This window comes from Hyphomicrobium sp. (genome assembly GCF_009026145.1).
In the GTDB taxonomy this organism is placed as follows: domain Bacteria; phylum Pseudomonadota; class Alphaproteobacteria; order Rhizobiales; family Hyphomicrobiaceae; genus Hyphomicrobium_A.
In genome coordinates this window covers 1-16,388 of the sequence record NZ_WBUE01000025.1, presented here as the reverse complement: position 1 = coordinate 16,388, position 16,388 = coordinate 1, and the positions used below count along the sequence as shown (strand labels likewise).

Sequence of the window (16,388 nt, the reverse complement as noted above, 5' to 3'; positions counted from 1 at the left end):
GCGTCTGCGCCAGCCACAGCGCCAGCCACTCAGCTGATCGCCGGAGATTCGAAGTCCAGCAATCGCAGGCCGCGCTGCACTTCGGGGCAACTCATGAAGAGCTTCCACAATAGGCCCGACCGGTAGTTCTCGATCATTACGATGATGGGGCCCTGGTCGATGCCGGTGTGCGAAGACGCGTACCAGTCCGAGGTCTCGCTGAAGCCATCGAAGAACCCATAGTCACCCCAGATCTTGGCTCCGAGGCCATGATAGAAGTGGCGCAAGGCGCGCATGGAATGCTCGGGGGTATAGGGGAAGGACGACAGTGCGGCGGTAGGTGTGATCACGCCTAGGTCGTGCGCCGGATCGTGCGCGTGGTAGCCCAAATGGTCGTCGCTGGCAGTGAGGCCCCAGCAGTCGCGCCCGTAGCCTTTGAAGTGGCTGGGATTGCGAATGCAATGCTCGCGATTGATGAGCGTGTGATTGACGTTCTGCTCCCAGTAGTCGGCGTAGCAGTCCTTTAGCCCGCGCGGATGAAGACCCAGAAACGAATAGTGGGCAAAGCACAGCGGACCGCCATAGTCGGGTCCGAGCGGCAGGCGAACGCCGTAAAACTCCTTGCCGTTCTTGAACTGAGCGCCGGCGGCCCATCCGCGATGGTACGCATCGGCCGCAATGGGGTGAGAAGGTGAGGACGCCGCCAGCACGTAGGCAATCAAGCATTCGTTCCAGCCGCGGATCTCGAGGCCGATGTCCCACGCGTAGCGCGGGCTCCAGTGCCAGTAGAGAACTTTGGCACCGCCGCGCGTATGCCAGCTCCATTCGACGTCCTGCCACAGCGCATTGATCTTGGCGCGCAGCTTGTTTTCCTTCGCCGTGTCGCGAGCGAAGTATTGCCTTGCGCTCAGCAGGCCCATGCAGAGATACGAGGTCTCGACAATGTCGCCGCCGTCGTCCTTGCCGCTGAAGGGGATCGTTGCGCCAGTCGTACCGTGCATGAAATGCGGAAAGACACCGTGGTGGCGCTGGGCCTTTTCCAGAAAGTGGACGATTCCCAGCAGTCGATCGGTGGCAGCTGTTCTGCTGATCCAACCCCTTTCGACGGCGACGATGATCGCCATGATGCCAAACCCGGACGCCCCGGTTGCGACGACCTCGGGATCAAAGCTCGGTCTTGGGTCGCTGCGGTCGCGCGCGAGCTTGCTGATTGGGTGAGCAAAGTCCCAGAAGTAGCGAAAGGTTTGCCGCTGGATCAGCTCAAGCAGCGCGGCATCGTCCAGATCGTCTTTGTACTTCATCGGCATCCCTCCGTTGGTCTGCGCGAGGGGCCGCGACCATGTCGCTGACGTGGGCTGTGCCTAACGGCCATGCTTTGAGCTCTCTCGTGGGCGAAGGGGCAGACGCGGGCCTTTTGGAACGCGGTGCAGGTTGAAAGTCCGACTGTAGAAGCCGTCGTGCGCGGGCGTACGGCACGTGCAGATGACGGAGGTTCCCGCCAGCGGCCCATTGAAGAAATCCATCAACTGCTGACGGTGCCGCGGTTCCAGGGCGCTCAAGGCGTCGTCGAGAAAGGCCCATTTCGGCCTCTGCAGCAGCAGGCGCGCGAAGGCGAGGCGCTGCTGCTCGTCAAGCGAGAGCATCCGGTCCCACCGCTCGTCGCGATCAAGCGACGATACAAGATAGTCGAGGCCCACCTGCTGCAGAGCCGAGCGGATAGCGGCGTCGTCGAAGCCGCCGGGTTGAAGGGGGTAGGCGACGGCGGAGCGCAGCGTCCCGAGCGGCAGGTAGGGCCGCTCGTAAATGAAATGCATGCTGTCCCGCGGCGGAACGAGGATTTTTCCCGTCCCCCATGGCCAGAGACCAGCCAGAGCGAGGACCAACGCCGTCTTGCCGGAATGCGGCTCACCGACGATCAGAACGCGCTCACCCGGCAGCACTTCAATCTGCGCCTCATCGAGCGCGGCAGCCCCCTCGGGAAGCGACAGCGTGACGTTTTCCAAGGCAAGGTTGCCGGCGGGATGGTTGGCGACTTCAATGTTGGGCACGTTGTGGTGGATCTGCTCGAGCGTGAGGAGCGCGTCGCGGAAGGTCACGACTCGGGAAAGCGTCGCGCGCCAGTCGGCGATGCCGGCAAAATTGTCGACAAACCATCGGAGCGACTGCTGCACCTGATAGAACGCCCCCACCACCATCATCAGGCCGCCGAAGGACAGACTGCCACCGAAGTACCCGGGTGCCGCAACGACGATCGGCACCACGAGGGCAAGCCAGCCATGTCCCGATGTGATCCAGGTGAGCTTCGTCAGGCGGTAGGCAAGTCCGCGCATGGTATCGGTCAGGCGGCAGAATATTCCCTCGATGAGGCGGCGCTCGTCGGCCTCGCCTCCATAAAGGGCGATGCCCTCGGCGTGCTCGCTGTCTCTCACGAGCGCGAAGCGTAGCTCGGCTTCCTGGCCGTAGCGCGCCCCGTGCAATTGGATGAGCGGGCGTCCGACCAACCACGTCAGCCAGGAGCCCGCGAGCGCAAAGGCGAGCGCGGACCAAACCATGTATCCGGGAATTGAGAAGGAGCTGCCGCCCACCACGAACACGACTTGGGCGGACAGCACCCAGAGTACGCCCAGGAAGCTTAGAAGCAGCAGCGTCGCCTGTAGAAACCCGACGCTGAGACCCGCCGTGAGCTCGGTCAGATGCCGGGCATCCTCCTGCATACGTTGATCGGGGTTGACGCCGATCTCTCCTGCGAATTGGAGCCGATGCGCGCGTCCCGGCACCAGCCATTCGTCGAGCAGGTCGCGGGTCAGCCACTCGCGCAGTCTCACTTTCAGCAATTCGTGAAGCAGGGTCTGACTGACGACCAGCACGAGGAGGATGCTGACGATGATGAGGAAGACCAAGAGTTGCCAAGCAAAAGCAGGCAGGTTCTTTTGCTCTAGCGCGTCGTAGAAGCTGCCCTGCCAGACGTTGAGTCTGATCTGCCCGACGGCGGTCGCACCAATGACGATGACGATGCCAATTGACAGCAGGATAACCGTGCGCCGCTCCGCCGAGTCGGCGAGCGAGGGCAACAGCGAGCGGAGCTGTGCGAGCGCGCCGCTCGGGTTGTCTTTGTCTTTTGTCAACGCCGCAGGCATTTTCTGTACCTCGTCAGCTCGTTAACGGCAGGGTAGCCTCAAATCGGTACTCCGGATCATGGCTCACTACGCAACGTGGAGCCACCGGGTCGTGTCCGCCGGCCGAACCCCGGCGAGAGGCAGTTGATGATGGCGCAGCCACGAATGGGAGGTCGGTATGCACAACCGAGCAACACTTGACCTGGCGATTGGACTTCTGCTTCGCGAATTGTGCGAAGAGCGTCATGCGATGCGGAAGCAGGTCGCGTCGGTCCTCGAATTGACCGACCTCGGCGTCACGCGCATCGAGAACGGCGAGGAAACCCTGAGCGCTGGCGGGCTCATCCTGTTGCTCAGCTTCTTTCAACTGACCTGGGAAGAGTTTCTCATGCGCCTGAGAGCGCATCTCCCCGACGCCGAATCTGAAATTCTCGAGTAGGTGACGGCCTCCTGCTTCGGTGCGTCCCGGCAATCGGCACAATGCAGAGATAATGGCACGCATCCTAACGCTCACCCTCAGCCCGGCGATCGACGTCTCGACCTCGGTCGAGCATTTGGTGCCCGTTCACAAGCTGCGCTGCGGGCCGGTGCGACGCGATCCTGGCGGCGGTGGCGTCAACGTTGCGCGTGTCATTCACCGGCTCGGCGGCGACGTTGCGGCCGTCTATCCAGCGGGCGGCCTCACCGGCGCGCTATTGCACAAGCTCGCCGATGCGGAGGGCGTTCGCAGCCACGCCGTGCCGATTGCAGAAGAGACGCGCGAGGACTTCACCGTGGTGGAGGAAGCGAGCCGTCAGGAGTATCGCTTCGTGCTCCCGGCTCCGCAGTTGAGCGAGGGAGAGTGGCGCGCCTGCCTGGGCGCCGTCGTTGGGGCCGAGGAACGGCCCGAGTTCATCGTTGCCAGCGGAAGCTTGCCACCAGGGGTGCCAGCCGACTTCTTCCGCGTGCTGGCCAAGACAGCCAAGGAAAGGGGAACGAAGCTCGTCCTGGACAGTACAAAGCCCGCTCTGATGGCTGCGCTCGAAGAAGGCATCCATCTCATCAAGCCCAACCTGCGCGAATTTCGTGAGCTGACGGATGAGCCTTTGATGAGCCGGCGGGAGTGGATCGATGCTGCGCGGCGACTGATCGCGACGCAGGGCGTCGCGCATATCGCACTTACCCTCGGCGATCGTGGCGCCTTGCTTATCACCCGCGAGGAAGCATGGTTCGGAGAAGGGCTGTCGGTCAAAGCCGTCAGCTCCGTCGGCGCCGGCGACAGCTTTCTTGGTGCGATGGTTTGGGCCCTGAGCGCTGGCCACAGCCTTCCGGATGCTCTGCGCTATGGCATCGCGGCCGGCTCCGCGGCTGTACTTGCGCCGGGAACGAGCCTTTGCAGTGCACATGACGTTAAGCGGCTTCTCCAAGAGGTGGAGGTCGAGCAAGCTTGATGACCATTCAAGCGCGGTCGAGGGCCTTGGAGGCACCGAGCAAACCAACCCAAGGGTGGACGACGACGTACGTGGGGATTACTGGTAGAAAACTGCGGAGCCTGCCCTTCGCTTCTAATGCGCTCATTCTCCCCAAGATGCGGAACCGCGGCCGCGTGGGCATAGAAATCGTTGACGATGCGCAGCTCGCGCAGCCCCGCCCTTTCCCTCAGTTCCTCAATCGAGAAGGTCCAAGGGTTGTTCGTAAGCGAGACCTTGTCCCCCGCGGGCGTGGCGGCGACGGCCAGCAGCGCTCGCGCCGGCGCGACCCCGCCATTCGCGTCATGGGTATAGGCCTGCAGGGCATCGCCGATGCCGGCGTTCTCTTGCGAAAGCAAAGATCTCATCTTGGTCAGTCTGCCGTCGGGCGCGACCAGGCAGAAACGCGTAGGTTGCTCCGATGTCGCCTACGAGGTTCACGCCCGTTGTGCTCATGCAGCTCCCCATGCGGGCATATACGACGCACGCGTGCCAACCTCACCGCCTGGCCTCGGCCGCGGCGACGTGTTCCTTCACCGCAATGAAGCTATCGGGAGTGATAGAGATGGAGTCGATGCCGCAACGGACGAGGAATTCGGCAAACTCGGGATGATTGCTGGGTGCCTGGCCGCACAGGCCGACCTTGGCGCCGCTCTCGTGCGCGCTTTCGATGACGGTGCGGATCATCCACGTCACGGCCTCGTCCTGCTCATCGAAGAGGGATGCAAGGTCGGCTGAATCGCGGTCTACGCCGAGCGTGAGCTGGGTGAGATCATTGCTGCCGATCGAGAAGCCGTCAAAGCGCTCGGCGAATGCCTTCGCCAGGATGACGTTGGAAGGGATCTCGCACATCACATAAACCTGAAGGCCGTTGTCGCCCCGCTTGAGACCGTGCTCTGCCATGACCTCGAGGACGCGGTCCGCCTCCTTCGTCGAGCGGCAGAAGGGAATCATGACAATGACGTTCACAAAGCCCATCTCCTCCCGCAGGCGGCGGATGGCTTTGCATTCGAGTGCGAACCCCTCCTGGTACTTGGGGGAATAATAGCGCGAGGCGCCGCGGAACCCGAGCATTGGGTTTTCCTCTTTCGGCTCAAACTGCGCGCCGCCGATCAGATTCGCGTACTCATTGGTCTTGAAGTCGCTCATGCGCACGATCACCGGCTTGGGAAAGAACGCGGCCGCGATGCGTGCCAGACCGCGCGATAGGCAGTCGATGAAATAGTCGCGTTTGTCGGCATAGCAGCCCGTGAGAGCGTTGATCGCCTGCTTCGCCTTATCATCCTCTAGTGCATCGTACTGGGCGAGCGCCATCGGATGCACTTTGACGTGATTGCTGACGATGAATTCCATGCGCAGGAGCCCCACGCCATCTGCCGGCAGACGCCACCAGCGGAACGCGGCGGCAGGATTGGCGAGGTTGAACATGATCTGGGTGTGCGTCGCCGGGATCTGCTTTGGGTCTATCGTCACCGTTTCGAAATCCGCCTTGCCCTCGTAGACGAAGCCCTCGTCTCCGCCCGCACAGGAAACAGTGATCTCCTGCTCATCCTTGAGGATCTGCGTTGCATTGCCTGTACCGACCACCGCCGGCAACCCAAGCTCGCGGCTGATGATGGCAGCATGCGACGTCCGGCCCCCGTGATCGGTGACGATGGCGGCCGCGCGTTTCATGATGGGGACCCAATCGGGATCGGTGGTCGCCGTTACCAGGATCGAGCCATCGGTAAAGCGCGCGATATCGCGCGGGCTTTCAATGCGCTGCACGCGCCCGGCGACGATGGCACTGCCGATGCTGAGGCCTTTGACGAGCCTGCGTCCTTTCGACTTGATCTTGTAGGAGAGAAAGGCGGGAGTGCCTTTGCGCGATTGCACGGTCTCGGGGCGCGCTTGCACAATGAAGATTTCGCCGCTCTGGCCATCCTTGGCCCATTCCACGTCCATGGGCAGGCCATAGTGATCCTCGATTGCGCAGGCCCAGCGTGCGAGGGTCAAGATGTCGGCATCAGTAAGGACGAATGAGCCGCGCTCAGTGCTCGAGGTCGGAACGTTCTGCGTGGTCCGGCCACTTTCGCTGGCATAGACCATCTTTTGCTTCTTGGTTCCGAGCTTTTTCTCGACGATAGGGATGAGACCAGGAGTGGAGAGCAGAGGTTTGAAGACCTGATACTCGTCGGGATCGACGGCGCCTTGCACGACGTTCTCACCCAACCCCCAAGCGGCATTGATGAGCACGATCCGATCGAACCCCGTCTCGGTGTCGATCGAGAACATGACCCCGGCGCCGCCGAGATCGGAGCGGACCATGCGCTGCACCCCGATCGACAGGGCGACCTTCATGTGGTCGAACCCCTTCGCTTGCCGGTAGCTGATGGCGCGATCGGTGAAGAGCGAGGCATAGCAGCTTCGGCAGGCATCGAGCAGCTGCGCGTCGCCGCGGACGTTAAGGAAGCTCTCCTGCTGGCCGGCGAAGCTTGCCTCGGGTAAGTCCTCCGCCGTCGCGCTTGAGCGCACGGCAACGTCGGCATCCGCTTTCTCGGCGCGCCGGCAGAGCTCGGCGTAGGCGGACGTGAAAGCCCGCTCCAAGTCGGGCGGCCACGCGGCGCCGAGAATGGCATTGCGGACCGCCGTACCCGTTTCTGGGAGAGTCGTCTTGCCCGCCGCGAGTTCAGACAGCCTGCGGGCAATCATCTCCCGCAAGTTGTTCGCGTCGATGAATTCCCAATAGGCCCTAGCCGTAGTCGCAAAGCCCGTCGGGACATGCACTCCCTTCGAGCCAAGATTGCATACCATCTCCCCGAGAGAAGCATTCTTTCCACCGACGCGCGCAACGTCGGAACGCTTCAGGTCGTCGAACCAGAGAATGTGCGGGCTCGATGGTTTAGTCGCTTCGCTCTGCATTCCCAACAGGCCTCTTACGCCAAAACGGTCGAAGACTTGTTTGACGCGTATCAACCATGATCGGCTGCGCGGCAAGTGTCTCGGGACCAAGTCGTTGAAGCCACCTCCTACAAGAACAGCCCGGATGCAACCAAACTTGTTTTCACGAGAACAGCGCGCATGGGCGCGTCCTCAAGGACAGGCCCGCTGTAATCGGAGCTACCTTTAATCGAACGCAATCTCGATCGGCACTCCGTCGTACCACGTCGGGAATAGAGGTTCGACAGTCTCTTCGCCGAAATATCGGCGTCGGCCCAACACTTGGCGGAGCAGGATGTTCACGTAGATACCTGGACCGCTGGAGTAGATGCGCCAGCCGGCGTCGACGTCAACTCGGCATCGTTTGACGTCGTCCCAGCGGGCGCTGGCTTCGTAGCGGTCGCGAAAGGCAGCGTCGCTGCTGCTGAAGTACGTGTTGCGCTGTCGGAGGGAGGCATTCGCGACCCGCTCAGTCGCCGTAATGGGGTTCACCAGCAATAGGGAGTCCCACAGCTCATCAGCTTCGCCAAGCAGGGCGAGTGCTTCGCCGTAGCGAAGATGGGCGTGAACATGAGCCCGATCTCACGGCCAAAGAATGCTGCCGTCTCGGCGCGCCGGAAGATCCTCTCCGGTCCGCCGCGATACTCAATCGGCCCATCCATCAGTCGGGCACCGTCGGGATAGAGCAAATGCTCGCGTATGAGGCGAATGTGATGCTGCGTCTGTTCGGCTGTGAATAGCTCCCCAATGATGCTCTGCGTCATCGGCAAGAGCGAATAACGCACCCCTGTCTTCCTATCGCTCGGGTGGAGAACCAGCTCCGACCGTTTACCCTGAGGCTCAAACACGACGTATCCCGCGACAACATCGTCGCTTATGAGGTGCCGGTTAAAATCCAGACGCATTTCGGCAGCGAGGCGGGCTAACGGCTCAGCTTCTGCCGCGCGTCCAGCCCGGCGCAGCACTTCTGCGTAGCGGTTCATTTGCTGGTACAGCAGGGCGACCGTCCAGCTGCTGACCATACATTCGCGCATCCTCGGATCGACCGGCTGCAGAGAGTCGTTCCAATCGCCCTCGCCATACTTGAGCAGCCGCGTGCCTGGAATGAAGCGACTTACGACCGTGTCAATTAGCTTGCGAACGTGTGCGGCAATCGAATCTTTCCGAGCGGTTGGTGCAAGACCCTCGTCACATCTCCAGGCAATCTCCTCGTCGAGGAAGGCTAGATCATTCGTGCATTCGAGATAGTCGCACAAGGCCTTGAGCGGCCAGATAATGACGTCGCCGTGACTATGCAGATCCTGGATCTGCACATATGGCTTGAGCATGAACCACTGCGGCCAGTCACCGCGTGACTCGTACTGCTGTGCAAAGACGATGCGGAGAACCTCCCTCACCGCCTCGTCGTGCTCGAGTGCCAGCAAGAACTCGACCGGTCCCTGGCAAACATCGCGCGTACCCCAAGCCGCACCAGTGTACTGCTCGAGGCCATGCGGTACCGTGAGGTGGACAATCGCATTATGCGCGAGCCAAGGGAATATCGTGTCGAGTGCAGAAACGTCGGCATGTGGCCCCGTGATGCGCAGGCCGCGAGTGACGCGTTTCCAGTAGGCTGCAGCAGGCGCGAGCATCGCCGGGATGTCGACGTCGGTAGCATACTTGGCAGCAAGGGCGGCCGCCTCGTCAGCGCACTTCAATGAGCCGACAACAGCGAAGGCCAATTCGTTCGTCGCCCGCGACTGTATCACTGCATATCCGCCGGCCCGCGGCATGCGGTCCGCGTACAGCAATTCATCGGCGCCAATCGCATCGACGGCCGCGGGTGTGCTCACGAGCAATCGGTATTCGGCATCAGGATAGCGATGTGCCCACATCCCATTGGACTCGGGACGAAAGGTAAAGCATGCGTTCGCGGCATTGATCTCGATGTGACCTGCATGCTCAAACTCTCGTTCGCCTAGAACGAGGTTGCCGAACACGAGAAAGCGACACGGGGCTCCAGCGACTGAGATCTTCCATTGGATCGCAGGCTCATCGCCCGACGCGATCGCGTGCACAATTATAGTACGGTCGCCGACGTGATAGATCCACCGGCAATCGCTCAGTCCGATTTCGAAGGCTGAGGGCACAGTGAGCAGTCGCCAACCAGCGCCGCCATCGGCCAGAATGCGCAAGCCGCTCGCTCGCGTGATGTTGTAGGGATCACGTGATACCGAGAAGAGCTTGTGGAGGGACGTGTTGCCAATCGTAAGCTGGGCACCGAAGCAGCCGTGCATCCAGAACGTCGCGCACATGGTCGCCTCATCGGGCAATAGGCACTGGCCAGTGCGCAGCAGCGTTCCATGGCGTCGTCGCACGCGGCGCTCCTTTTCACGCAGCACGACGTGGCGGTTGTGTACCGAATCTGGAACGAAAAACGACAACAGCTCATCTTCCGCTTCCTCACGGCGGCGGACCGGGTAACGTTCAGCGATTTCCTCATCGTGCATGGCCTCAACCGCGAGCGGCGGGGCGTCCTGTACAACGCTACGCACGGGCGTGCGCAGCGCGACATTACACTGCGCAAACTTGCGCAAGTGTCTTTGTGCCGCAGAAATCCGCGCCAGATCGCTCTCACTAGATGCTTCGCGGTGATCGGGTTCGTATAGGCCAAGAAATATCCAGGCGCCCGAGGCGCCAGGCTTTAGAGTGATGCTGCGCGATTGGATCACTGCGCACGCGAGCTCGTGTTGCAGTCGCTGGCTTGGGAGATCGGTGCCGATGAGACATTCGATATCCTCAGCGTCTCGATACTGGGGGCCGAACAGCTGCATGGCGTCGGTGGCGTAACCGGCGGCACCGGAGATGCAGGCATGAAGAGCCCACGGGTGGGCGCCGTGTTGAGCCTGGTTCTGTCGGCTCATGATGACGGGGCCAAGCTGCGGATCACTTGCCATGTAATGATCAATGTACTGTGACGCGTAAGCTTCGTTATTCATCAGGAAGGGCCGATCCCCGAGGCCGAGGTCCTGGACGAGGATTGCATCGCACGGCAGGTCAGACTGCGACAGATTGATTATCTCCAGATGCCAAAACCAGAGATTCTCCTCGGGATGCAGCCAAAGGATCAGACGGTGCTGCACGTCGTCCGATTGACCGGCCCACACGATGCGATCGTTGGCGGCTCCAAATTGGACTTTGGCGCGAGGTCCATACACTTGAGCAATGCGTGGCCGCGGTGCACCGATGCGAAGGTAGACGCGGCCAATACCCCCATCGATTGGCGAGCCGAGCACCTGGTTGATCAGAGTGCATCCGCGCGCGTGGTGATGCTCGACCGCAAAAATGCAGCCATTGGCAAGCACACTGAGCGAAAGGCCGGTAGAGTTTGTCAGTCGTTGCAGCCCAAGATCGCTGTCCCGGGGAGTCTTACCTACGCGGACCCCGTCGTGCATCATCTCTATGCCTCGATTCTTCACGCTTGCGGTCAGCGCGCACGGTCAACGAATGAGTTTGCCATCTTCAAGACGCGTGCAAAAACCGATGGCGGTAGATTGGCGGCGGCGGTCTTCATGGCGTCGGCAAGTGGTCCAAGGCCTGTGCCTTCCAAACCGTGGCAAAGCGCGCAGTACCTGACATAGTCGCGCTCCCCGATTTTGCCGAGCTGGGCGAGGGCAGGAGGAGCCGCTATTAGGAACGCGCCGAGGGCGGCAGCTGCTGCCGATTTTTGGCTTCGCATCGTTATCTCCCGTGCGAACGCATCTAACGGGTAAGCCCCTCCACCGCATGGATACTAGCTCGTAAGTCAAAAGCCGAAATCCTCATGGACGTTCCACGACCACTCGCGATGATAGGTGCCAACTGGGTTCCGCACTTCCCGAGGCGTTTCGAAGCTGCTCAATACGAACGGCGAGGACGTCGGCAGCAAGACACGAAGGGTTTCGACAGGTATGGTCCCAATTCGCTTGATCCAGAGTTTGTGAGGAGCAAGCGGCCCCCGTACCCACGCGAGCGACAGCGCCACTTCTACTCCTGGCCCTACCCAGAAGCGAATGCACGTCCGCTCTTACGGTGGGTTTCCGAGGCTGAGCGGACTGCGCGCGGACATGGGCCGACCGCCGAGTTCGACCCTAAGCCGACATGCCAACGCGGGCCGGTTTGGGAGCTACCGACACAAAGTGCTAAAAAATGGTAGATCACAATGACGGCGGCTCTGGAGTGCGCCATGCAAGAAGCGCGGATCGAACTCCTGCAACGAATGCCTATCTTTGGCGGAATACGAACAGAGATCCTCCAATTCCTGCTCGCCTTGTGTCCGCTCGTGTCGGCCCCAACGGGCGAGTTCTTTTTCCGCGAGCACGACGAAGGCGATGCGATGTTCGTTCTGGAAGTGGGCAAAGCCGCGGTACTGAAATCCTGGCGCGGTCAGGACCACCTCCTCCAAATCCTGAATGAGGGCGACTGCTTCGGGGAGATGGCCGTAATGGACCACTGTCCACGCAGCGCCTCCATCCAGGCAGTCGAAGATTGCATCGCAATCCGTATTTCAGCCGCCAATCTCTACGAGGTGTACGCGCAGGACCTTAAGCAGTTTGCGCTCATCCAGATGAACATGGGCCGGGAAGTCTGCCGACGGCTCCGGGAAGCGAATAGCCGGCTGTTCGGAGCTAGGATGGAAAAGCGGGTGGTGGACATCGGACAAGTCTTCCTGGCCTCCTAGAAACGCTGCGCCTGGCGGAGCAGAACCTTTCGGGCCGCCACTGCTGAATTGTGTAGTCCCGAAAGTCGATAGAGACCTTCCAGAGCAGCGAGCGTCGTGCAGTCCCATACCCACTTAGCTGCGGGGTCTCGACCTTCCTGGTGAGAGTTCTTTCGCGCCTTTGCATCATCATTTGCTAGTAACGGCGTTCGGTTCCAGAGGTGTGGCGCCAGGTGCAGGCGACCATCTTCTTCCCGACACCAGAGGACTCCGACGCGTTCCTCCATGGGTTGGCCGTGCGCGTGATGGCGGCGGTTGCCGCGGGCGAACGCGATCCTGAGCGGCTCAAGGCTATGGCTCTCGACGGCATGGATGGCTGACGGCTATTCGTCGTTCAAGAGGAACACTGCCTCGGCGTGGTCCTATGGGCTGATGGCGGGATTTGCCGGGGTCGTGACCGTATAGGGGTCCGCCGCTCTATTGTCGTAGGACCAAGCGACGGCCAACACTGTAATCAAGATCGCCAGCGCAATCCCCGGAAGCAGGCCTTCTTCCGGTTGCTTTGAGTTACGCCGACCGAACTTATGCATGGGAAATCTCCTCCCAGCGTTCGGCCGATAACCCTAGAGGCTCCCGCCCGGTTCCAGCGCGATCGTCGTTCATCAGTGGGAATATCGCTATTTCCGATCAAGTTTCGCAGCGGCGTTGCGGGCCAGCTCTTCAACAAGCGCCTTATCGATCAGTGCCGGCTTCCGATGCAGAGGACGATCCGGCTCAGTCCCGCTCACCTCGCCTATAGCGATGGGATCGCTGGCGGGAAACGTCGCCTTCAAAGCTTGATCTAGCTCCTCTTCCAGCTCGTCGGCCGATGGCCTCTTTGCTCCTTGCATGTCGTGTCACCTCCTCATCAGGAGCGCGATCACAAAGCCGACGCCAGCAGCGATGAAGACGGTGCGCGTCGGGTGGCGGCGAATGGCGGCGTTGATGGGGTCGCGATCATCGAAGTACGCCGCAATCCTCCTGACCCGCTCCAGCTCTCGATCGAACTCGGTGTCCTTCAACTTTGGTGTTTCAGGCTCGTTGGCAGCATGGTCGAGAATTGTGCGAGTTGCTGACGGAGCCGAGAGTGATGGTTCTTCCATTCGCGCGCCGCCTACGTTTGGCCAGTAGGAGGAATAACGTTTGGCGGCAGTTGGTGTTCCTCGTCTGCGCCGGTACGACCCTCACGTCGGCTACGTGTGCGGCGGCTATGCGCTGGCGGTGGTTGGATTGGCATTGCCTGATACGCGCGTTGGCGCGCCGAACGCCCCCAGGGGCCAGCGGATGTGGAGCGTTCTGACCACCGCTATTGGAAATTGGTCGCGCCATCGAAGTGCGCGCCTCGGCGCAGCCCTGGCCTACTATTCGGTCTTCTCCTCGGCCCGCTCCTTCTCGGTGTCATCTCCATTGCCGGCCTGTTGTTCGGGGAGGAGGCTGCCCGCGGCTCCCTGAGGGCACAGTTCCGCGACCTGCTCGGACCGACGGGCGCGCAGGCCGTTGAAGCGATGCGCAAGGGTGCTTCCTCGGTCGAGGCGGCAGCATCACGGCCGCGTTCGGCATCGTGTTGTTGTGCGTCGCCGCCCTCGGCGTCGTCGCTCAGCTCAAAGATGCGCTCAATACCATATGGGACGCTCCTGAAACGGAAGGCGGCGGCTTCGCATGCTACCGGCGCACCTACGTGGTCTCCCGCGCCGGCGTCATGGCGCTCGGCTTCCTGCTGATCGTGTCGCTCCTCGTCAGCGCCATCCGCGCCGCCATAACCACGGTCGCGGGGCGCACCTTCGGCAGCGAGGCGCCCCTCGGCCAAGCGGCGAGCACGCTGATTGCGCTCGGAACGCTTACGGCCCTCTTGGATATGCGGTTCAAGTGGTTTCACGACGTCCCCGTGCGCTGGCGGGACGGGTCGGCGCCCTTGTCGCTGCCGTGCTGTTTGAAGCCGGCAAGGCGCTCAGCGCCTGGGACATCGGTAGTCAGGGTCTGCAGTCCACGTACGGCGCCGCCGCCGCGCTCGTGGTCCTCCTGATCTGCGTCTACGACACCGCGCAGATCGTGCCGTTCGGCGCCGAGCTGAGCACAGCGTGCCAAGGCCCGGGCAAAGGCTGAGGTCTTAAGGCGGGGCCGACCCGCCGCGGCGGGACGCGTTTGCCGACGGCGCCGTCGCCGCGATCGCGCGCCCCTCTGGCCGCATGCGGCTTCCTCACCATATATTATAACATTACATTATGTCACGGCGCCACCTCGTGTCGTCGTGTAGTCGCCGGCGCCAACGGGTAAGCCGCTGGAATTGCGACGCAATTTCCGCGACCCGCGTTCGGGGCGGTCGACTACACAATGCCGCGTCTATTCCCCTTATTATGCAATGCGCCATTTTCAGGGGCCTGACATATTTTGTGCATTTCCCGAAATGCTGGTCGGTGATCTTTCCGTTGGTAGAGTCTGTAGTCTGTAGTTCGTGTAGTCGCCCATCGGCACCAGCTCTGCAATGTCAATCCTATCAATGAGATAGGTCATGGCGGTTGGGCACGGACGCGGCCGGGGGCGTGTCCCTCGCGTAGTCGCCCGCAAGGCTCGCCAGGCGGCGGAGGCCGGCGCGCGGAAGTCTCGACCTAGAGGTAGTGCGCGGCGCTCGTCGCGAACGGCTCGCCGGCGCGGATATAGCCGCGCAGCACGTTGACCGACTTGTGGCGGCTCACCCGCTGGATCAGGTGCTCGGGCGCGCCCGCTTGCGCCGCCGCGGTGATGAAGCCGGCCCGCAGCGAATGCGGCGAGAAGGTCGGGGCGCCGACGCGGGCGATGAGGATGTGGCGCACGCTCGTCGCGTCGAGGCGGCGCGCGCCAAGGCGTCCGGCCTTGTTGACGGCGCGGAACAGCGGCCCGCGCCTCAGCTGGGTGGCGGCGAGGTAGCGCTCCAGCGCCGCCGCGGCGCATAGCGCATCCTGGCGGCGGGGAATGGCGAGGGTCTCGGTCGCCGCCTGGCCCTTGGTGTCGGTGAGGTGCAGGATCAGCCCCGCGGCGGTGATGTCGATGCGCGAGCGGCCGCCGATGTCGAGACTGACGAGCTCGGAGCGGCGCAGGGCGCCAAAGAAGCCGATGAGCAGCAGCGCCCGGTCGCGCAACGCGCGCACGTCGGTGCCGTCGATGCGGGCGATGAGGGTGCGAAAGGTTTCCAGGTCGAGCGCCGCGGCGCGCCGCAGGGGGCGGCTGGCGCAGCGCGCGATGCCGGCCATGACGGCGGCGATGGCCGGGCTGTGCGGATCGAGCGCCAGCCCGGCGCTGGCGTGGGCGTGCTTGATGGCGGCCAGCGCGCCGGTGATGGTAGACACCGCCTTGCCGCCGCGCGCCAGCTCGGCGAGGTAGGCGGCGACGGCCTCGGGCGCCGCCGGCAGCGCCGTGGCATGCATTTCGGCGCACCAGGCCTGCCAGCGCTTCAAGGCGCCGCTATAGACGCGCCGCGTGCCCGCCGCCCGGGCGGCGGCGGCGAAGGGCTGCGCCCGCTGGCAGGCGAGATTGAGGGCGCCGTTCGCCTCTGTCTCGAGCTGGTACGATTTGGCCGGCATGGCGCGATACCTCACGAAAATCAGGCTTTTCATGAGTAATGTGAGACCTGTCGCAACGGCTGTGAATAGGTTGAAGGAGGGAATTGATCCGTGTGGTAACGAACTCCTTGCTAGCATAGGCGAGCCATAAACTTGGCCAGTTGCGAGCCGATCAGCAATGTCTTACAGCCCGCATGTAATTCGATCCGTGGCTCCTAATCGGAGCTAGCGAGAGCCCCCGTCGTTGATCGAGCGAGGCGAGTGATCTGGATAGCTCGGCTGACCAACGATGCCGCGAGTTCGGCGTGATGGGACCCAAACGGGGTACACCCCTGTCGTCTTTTAAACAGCCACCGCGTCCGCGCTGATCGCCGGACATATTGCGACAAGCACACCGACGAGCGCGCTTTCCAATGGCTCAACGAAAAGCTTGCTCAAGGATCAGCCGCGCAGTATCCGCACAACCCAACGCGTAGAGCAGCGTCGCCTTTACTCTAGGCGACTTGATTGCCCGCCACTGTTCGACAGCGGGATATCTGCTTTGCAGAGATGAACGAACCCGCTCGCGCGGGAGAGCGCTGCGCGCGAAGGTCTGAGCCACCGGCTCACGATGCGCTAACCAACTGATCGGCGCACGGTAACGGGGCGGGCGCTCCGTCTTGAGGATCGAGGG

The 16,388-nt window shown here is 62.2% G+C and carries 14 protein-coding genes and 2 pseudogenes; 5 read left to right on the top strand and 11 right to left on the bottom strand.

What is annotated here, in order from left to right:
• Window positions 1–29: 29 nt before the first annotated feature.
• Together F9K20_RS16595 and F9K20_RS16590 are read right to left on the bottom strand one after the other, a co-directional pair.
• Window positions 30–1,280: a glucoamylase family protein gene (locus F9K20_RS16595; RefSeq protein ID WP_291004312.1), complete on the bottom strand. Its 1,251-nt coding sequence runs from the start codon at window positions 1,278–1,280 to the stop codon at window positions 30–32.
• Window positions 1,281–1,340: 60 nt separating this feature from the next.
• Window positions 1,341–3,116 carry an ABC transporter ATP-binding protein/permease gene (locus tag F9K20_RS16590; RefSeq protein ID WP_291004310.1) on the bottom strand — a complete coding sequence of 592 codons (1,776 nt, stop codon included), beginning with the start codon at window positions 3,114–3,116 and terminating at the stop codon, window positions 1,341–1,343.
• Between the two features lie 157 nt (window positions 3,117–3,273).
• Here F9K20_RS16590 and F9K20_RS16585 point away from each other — a divergent pair, with 157 nt between their 5' ends.
• The gene (locus F9K20_RS16585) at window positions 3,274–3,534 is read left to right on the top strand and encodes a hypothetical protein (RefSeq protein WP_291004306.1); all 261 of its coding nucleotides are present in this window, start codon (window positions 3,274–3,276) and stop codon (window positions 3,532–3,534) included.
• Window positions 3,535–3,586: 52 nt separating this feature from the next.
• Complete coding sequence (locus F9K20_RS16580; protein ID WP_291004303.1) at window positions 3,587–4,525, top strand: 1-phosphofructokinase family hexose kinase; 939 nt, start codon at window positions 3,587–3,589, stop codon at window positions 4,523–4,525.
• A 7-nt stretch (window positions 4,526–4,532) separates the two neighbouring features.
• Here F9K20_RS16580 and F9K20_RS21355 read toward each other — a convergent pair whose 3' ends face one another.
• The 5 genes and pseudogenes from F9K20_RS21355 to F9K20_RS16565 all read right to left on the bottom strand — a co-directional run bounded on the left by F9K20_RS21355 (window position 4,533) and on the right by F9K20_RS16565 (window position 10,899).
• A complete protein-coding gene (locus F9K20_RS21355; protein WP_367115808.1) occupies window positions 4,533–4,652 on the bottom strand; it encodes a glucokinase in 120 nt (39 codons plus the stop codon).
• A 12-nt stretch (window positions 4,653–4,664) separates the two neighbouring features.
• Window positions 4,665–4,941: pseudogene (locus F9K20_RS21350) on the bottom strand (glucokinase); the annotation flags it as partial.
• 100 nt (window positions 4,942–5,041) lie between these two features.
• Window positions 5,042–7,444, bottom strand: a complete 2,403-nt coding sequence (gene ppsA, locus F9K20_RS16575) for a phosphoenolpyruvate synthase (RefSeq protein WP_291004300.1) — start codon at window positions 7,442–7,444, stop codon at window positions 5,042–5,044.
• Between the two features lie 204 nt (window positions 7,445–7,648).
• Entirely contained in the window at window positions 7,649–7,960 is a 312-nt protein-coding gene (locus F9K20_RS16570; RefSeq protein WP_291004297.1) for a hypothetical protein, read from the bottom strand.
• A complete protein-coding gene (locus F9K20_RS16565; RefSeq protein ID WP_291004294.1) occupies window positions 7,951–10,899 on the bottom strand; it encodes a cellobiose phosphorylase in 2,949 nt (982 codons plus the stop codon). The genes F9K20_RS16570 and F9K20_RS16565 overlap by 10 nt, the downstream gene beginning before the upstream one ends.
• 767 nt (window positions 10,900–11,666) lie before the next feature.
• Here F9K20_RS16565 and F9K20_RS16560 point away from each other — a divergent pair.
• The gene (locus F9K20_RS16560; protein ID WP_291004292.1) at window positions 11,667–12,161 is read left to right on the top strand and encodes a Crp/Fnr family transcriptional regulator; all 495 of its coding nucleotides are present in this window, start codon (window positions 11,667–11,669) and stop codon (window positions 12,159–12,161) included.
• A gap of 212 nt (window positions 12,162–12,373) precedes the next feature.
• Window positions 12,374–12,520, top strand: coding sequence for a hypothetical protein (locus tag F9K20_RS16555; protein ID WP_291004289.1), 147 nt, complete (start codon window positions 12,374–12,376; stop codon window positions 12,518–12,520).
• Between the two features lie 297 nt (window positions 12,521–12,817).
• Here the strand turns inward: F9K20_RS16555 and F9K20_RS16550 are convergent, their stop codons facing one another.
• Together F9K20_RS16550 and F9K20_RS16545 are read right to left on the bottom strand one after the other, a co-directional pair.
• Complete coding sequence (locus F9K20_RS16550) at window positions 12,818–13,030, bottom strand: hypothetical protein (protein ID WP_291004285.1); 213 nt, start codon at window positions 13,028–13,030, stop codon at window positions 12,818–12,820.
• Between the two features lie 6 nt (window positions 13,031–13,036).
• The gene (locus tag F9K20_RS16545) at window positions 13,037–13,282 is read right to left on the bottom strand and encodes a DUF883 C-terminal domain-containing protein (protein ID WP_291004282.1); all 246 of its coding nucleotides are present in this window, start codon (window positions 13,280–13,282) and stop codon (window positions 13,037–13,039) included.
• Window positions 13,283–13,740: 458 nt separating this feature from the next.
• On the opposite strand from F9K20_RS16545, the pseudogene F9K20_RS16540 reads away from it, so the two are divergent.
• Window positions 13,741–14,282, top strand: a pseudogene (locus F9K20_RS16540) (YihY/virulence factor BrkB family protein).
• Window positions 14,283–14,785: 503 nt separating this feature from the next.
• Here F9K20_RS16540 and F9K20_RS16535 read toward each other — a convergent pair.
• On the bottom strand, window positions 14,786–15,736 hold the full coding sequence (locus tag F9K20_RS16535; RefSeq protein WP_291004278.1) for a tyrosine-type recombinase/integrase: 951 nt from the start codon (window positions 15,734–15,736) through the stop codon (window positions 14,786–14,788).
• Window positions 15,737–16,133: 397 nt separating this feature from the next.
• The coding region (locus tag F9K20_RS16530) for a hypothetical protein (protein WP_291004275.1) at window positions 16,134–16,388 on the bottom strand (255 nt) is incomplete at its 5' end.

Excerpts from the sequence above, each read along its gene's own strand:
- F9K20_RS16595 (WP_291004312.1), bottom strand. The coding sequence starts at position 1,280 with ATGAAGTACAAAGACGATCTGGACGATGCCGCGCTGCTTGAGCTGATC.
- F9K20_RS16590 (WP_291004310.1), bottom strand. The coding sequence starts at position 3,116 with ATGCCTGCGGCGTTGACAAAAGACAAAGACAACCCGAGCGGCGCGCTC.
- F9K20_RS16585 (WP_291004306.1), top strand. The coding sequence starts at position 3,274 with ATGCACAACCGAGCAACACTTGACCTGGCGATTGGACTTCTGCTTCGC.
- F9K20_RS16580 (WP_291004303.1), top strand. The coding sequence starts at position 3,587 with ATGGCACGCATCCTAACGCTCACCCTCAGCCCGGCGATCGACGTCTCG.
- F9K20_RS21355 (WP_367115808.1), bottom strand. The coding sequence starts at position 4,652 with ATGAGCGCATTAGAAGCGAAGGGCAGGCTCCGCAGTTTTCTACCAGTA.
- ppsA (WP_291004300.1), bottom strand. The coding sequence starts at position 7,444 with ATGCAGAGCGAAGCGACTAAACCATCGAGCCCGCACATTCTCTGGTTC.
- F9K20_RS16565 (WP_291004294.1), bottom strand. The coding sequence starts at position 10,899 with ATGATGCACGACGGGGTCCGCGTAGGTAAGACTCCCCGGGACAGCGAT.
- F9K20_RS16560 (WP_291004292.1), top strand. The coding sequence starts at position 11,667 with ATGCAAGAAGCGCGGATCGAACTCCTGCAACGAATGCCTATCTTTGGC.
- F9K20_RS16550 (WP_291004285.1), bottom strand. The coding sequence starts at position 13,030 with ATGCAAGGAGCAAAGAGGCCATCGGCCGACGAGCTGGAAGAGGAGCTA.
- F9K20_RS16545 (WP_291004282.1), bottom strand. The coding sequence starts at position 13,282 with ATGGAAGAACCATCACTCTCGGCTCCGTCAGCAACTCGCACAATTCTC.
- F9K20_RS16535 (WP_291004278.1), bottom strand. The coding sequence starts at position 15,736 with ATGCCGGCCAAATCGTACCAGCTCGAGACAGAGGCGAACGGCGCCCTC.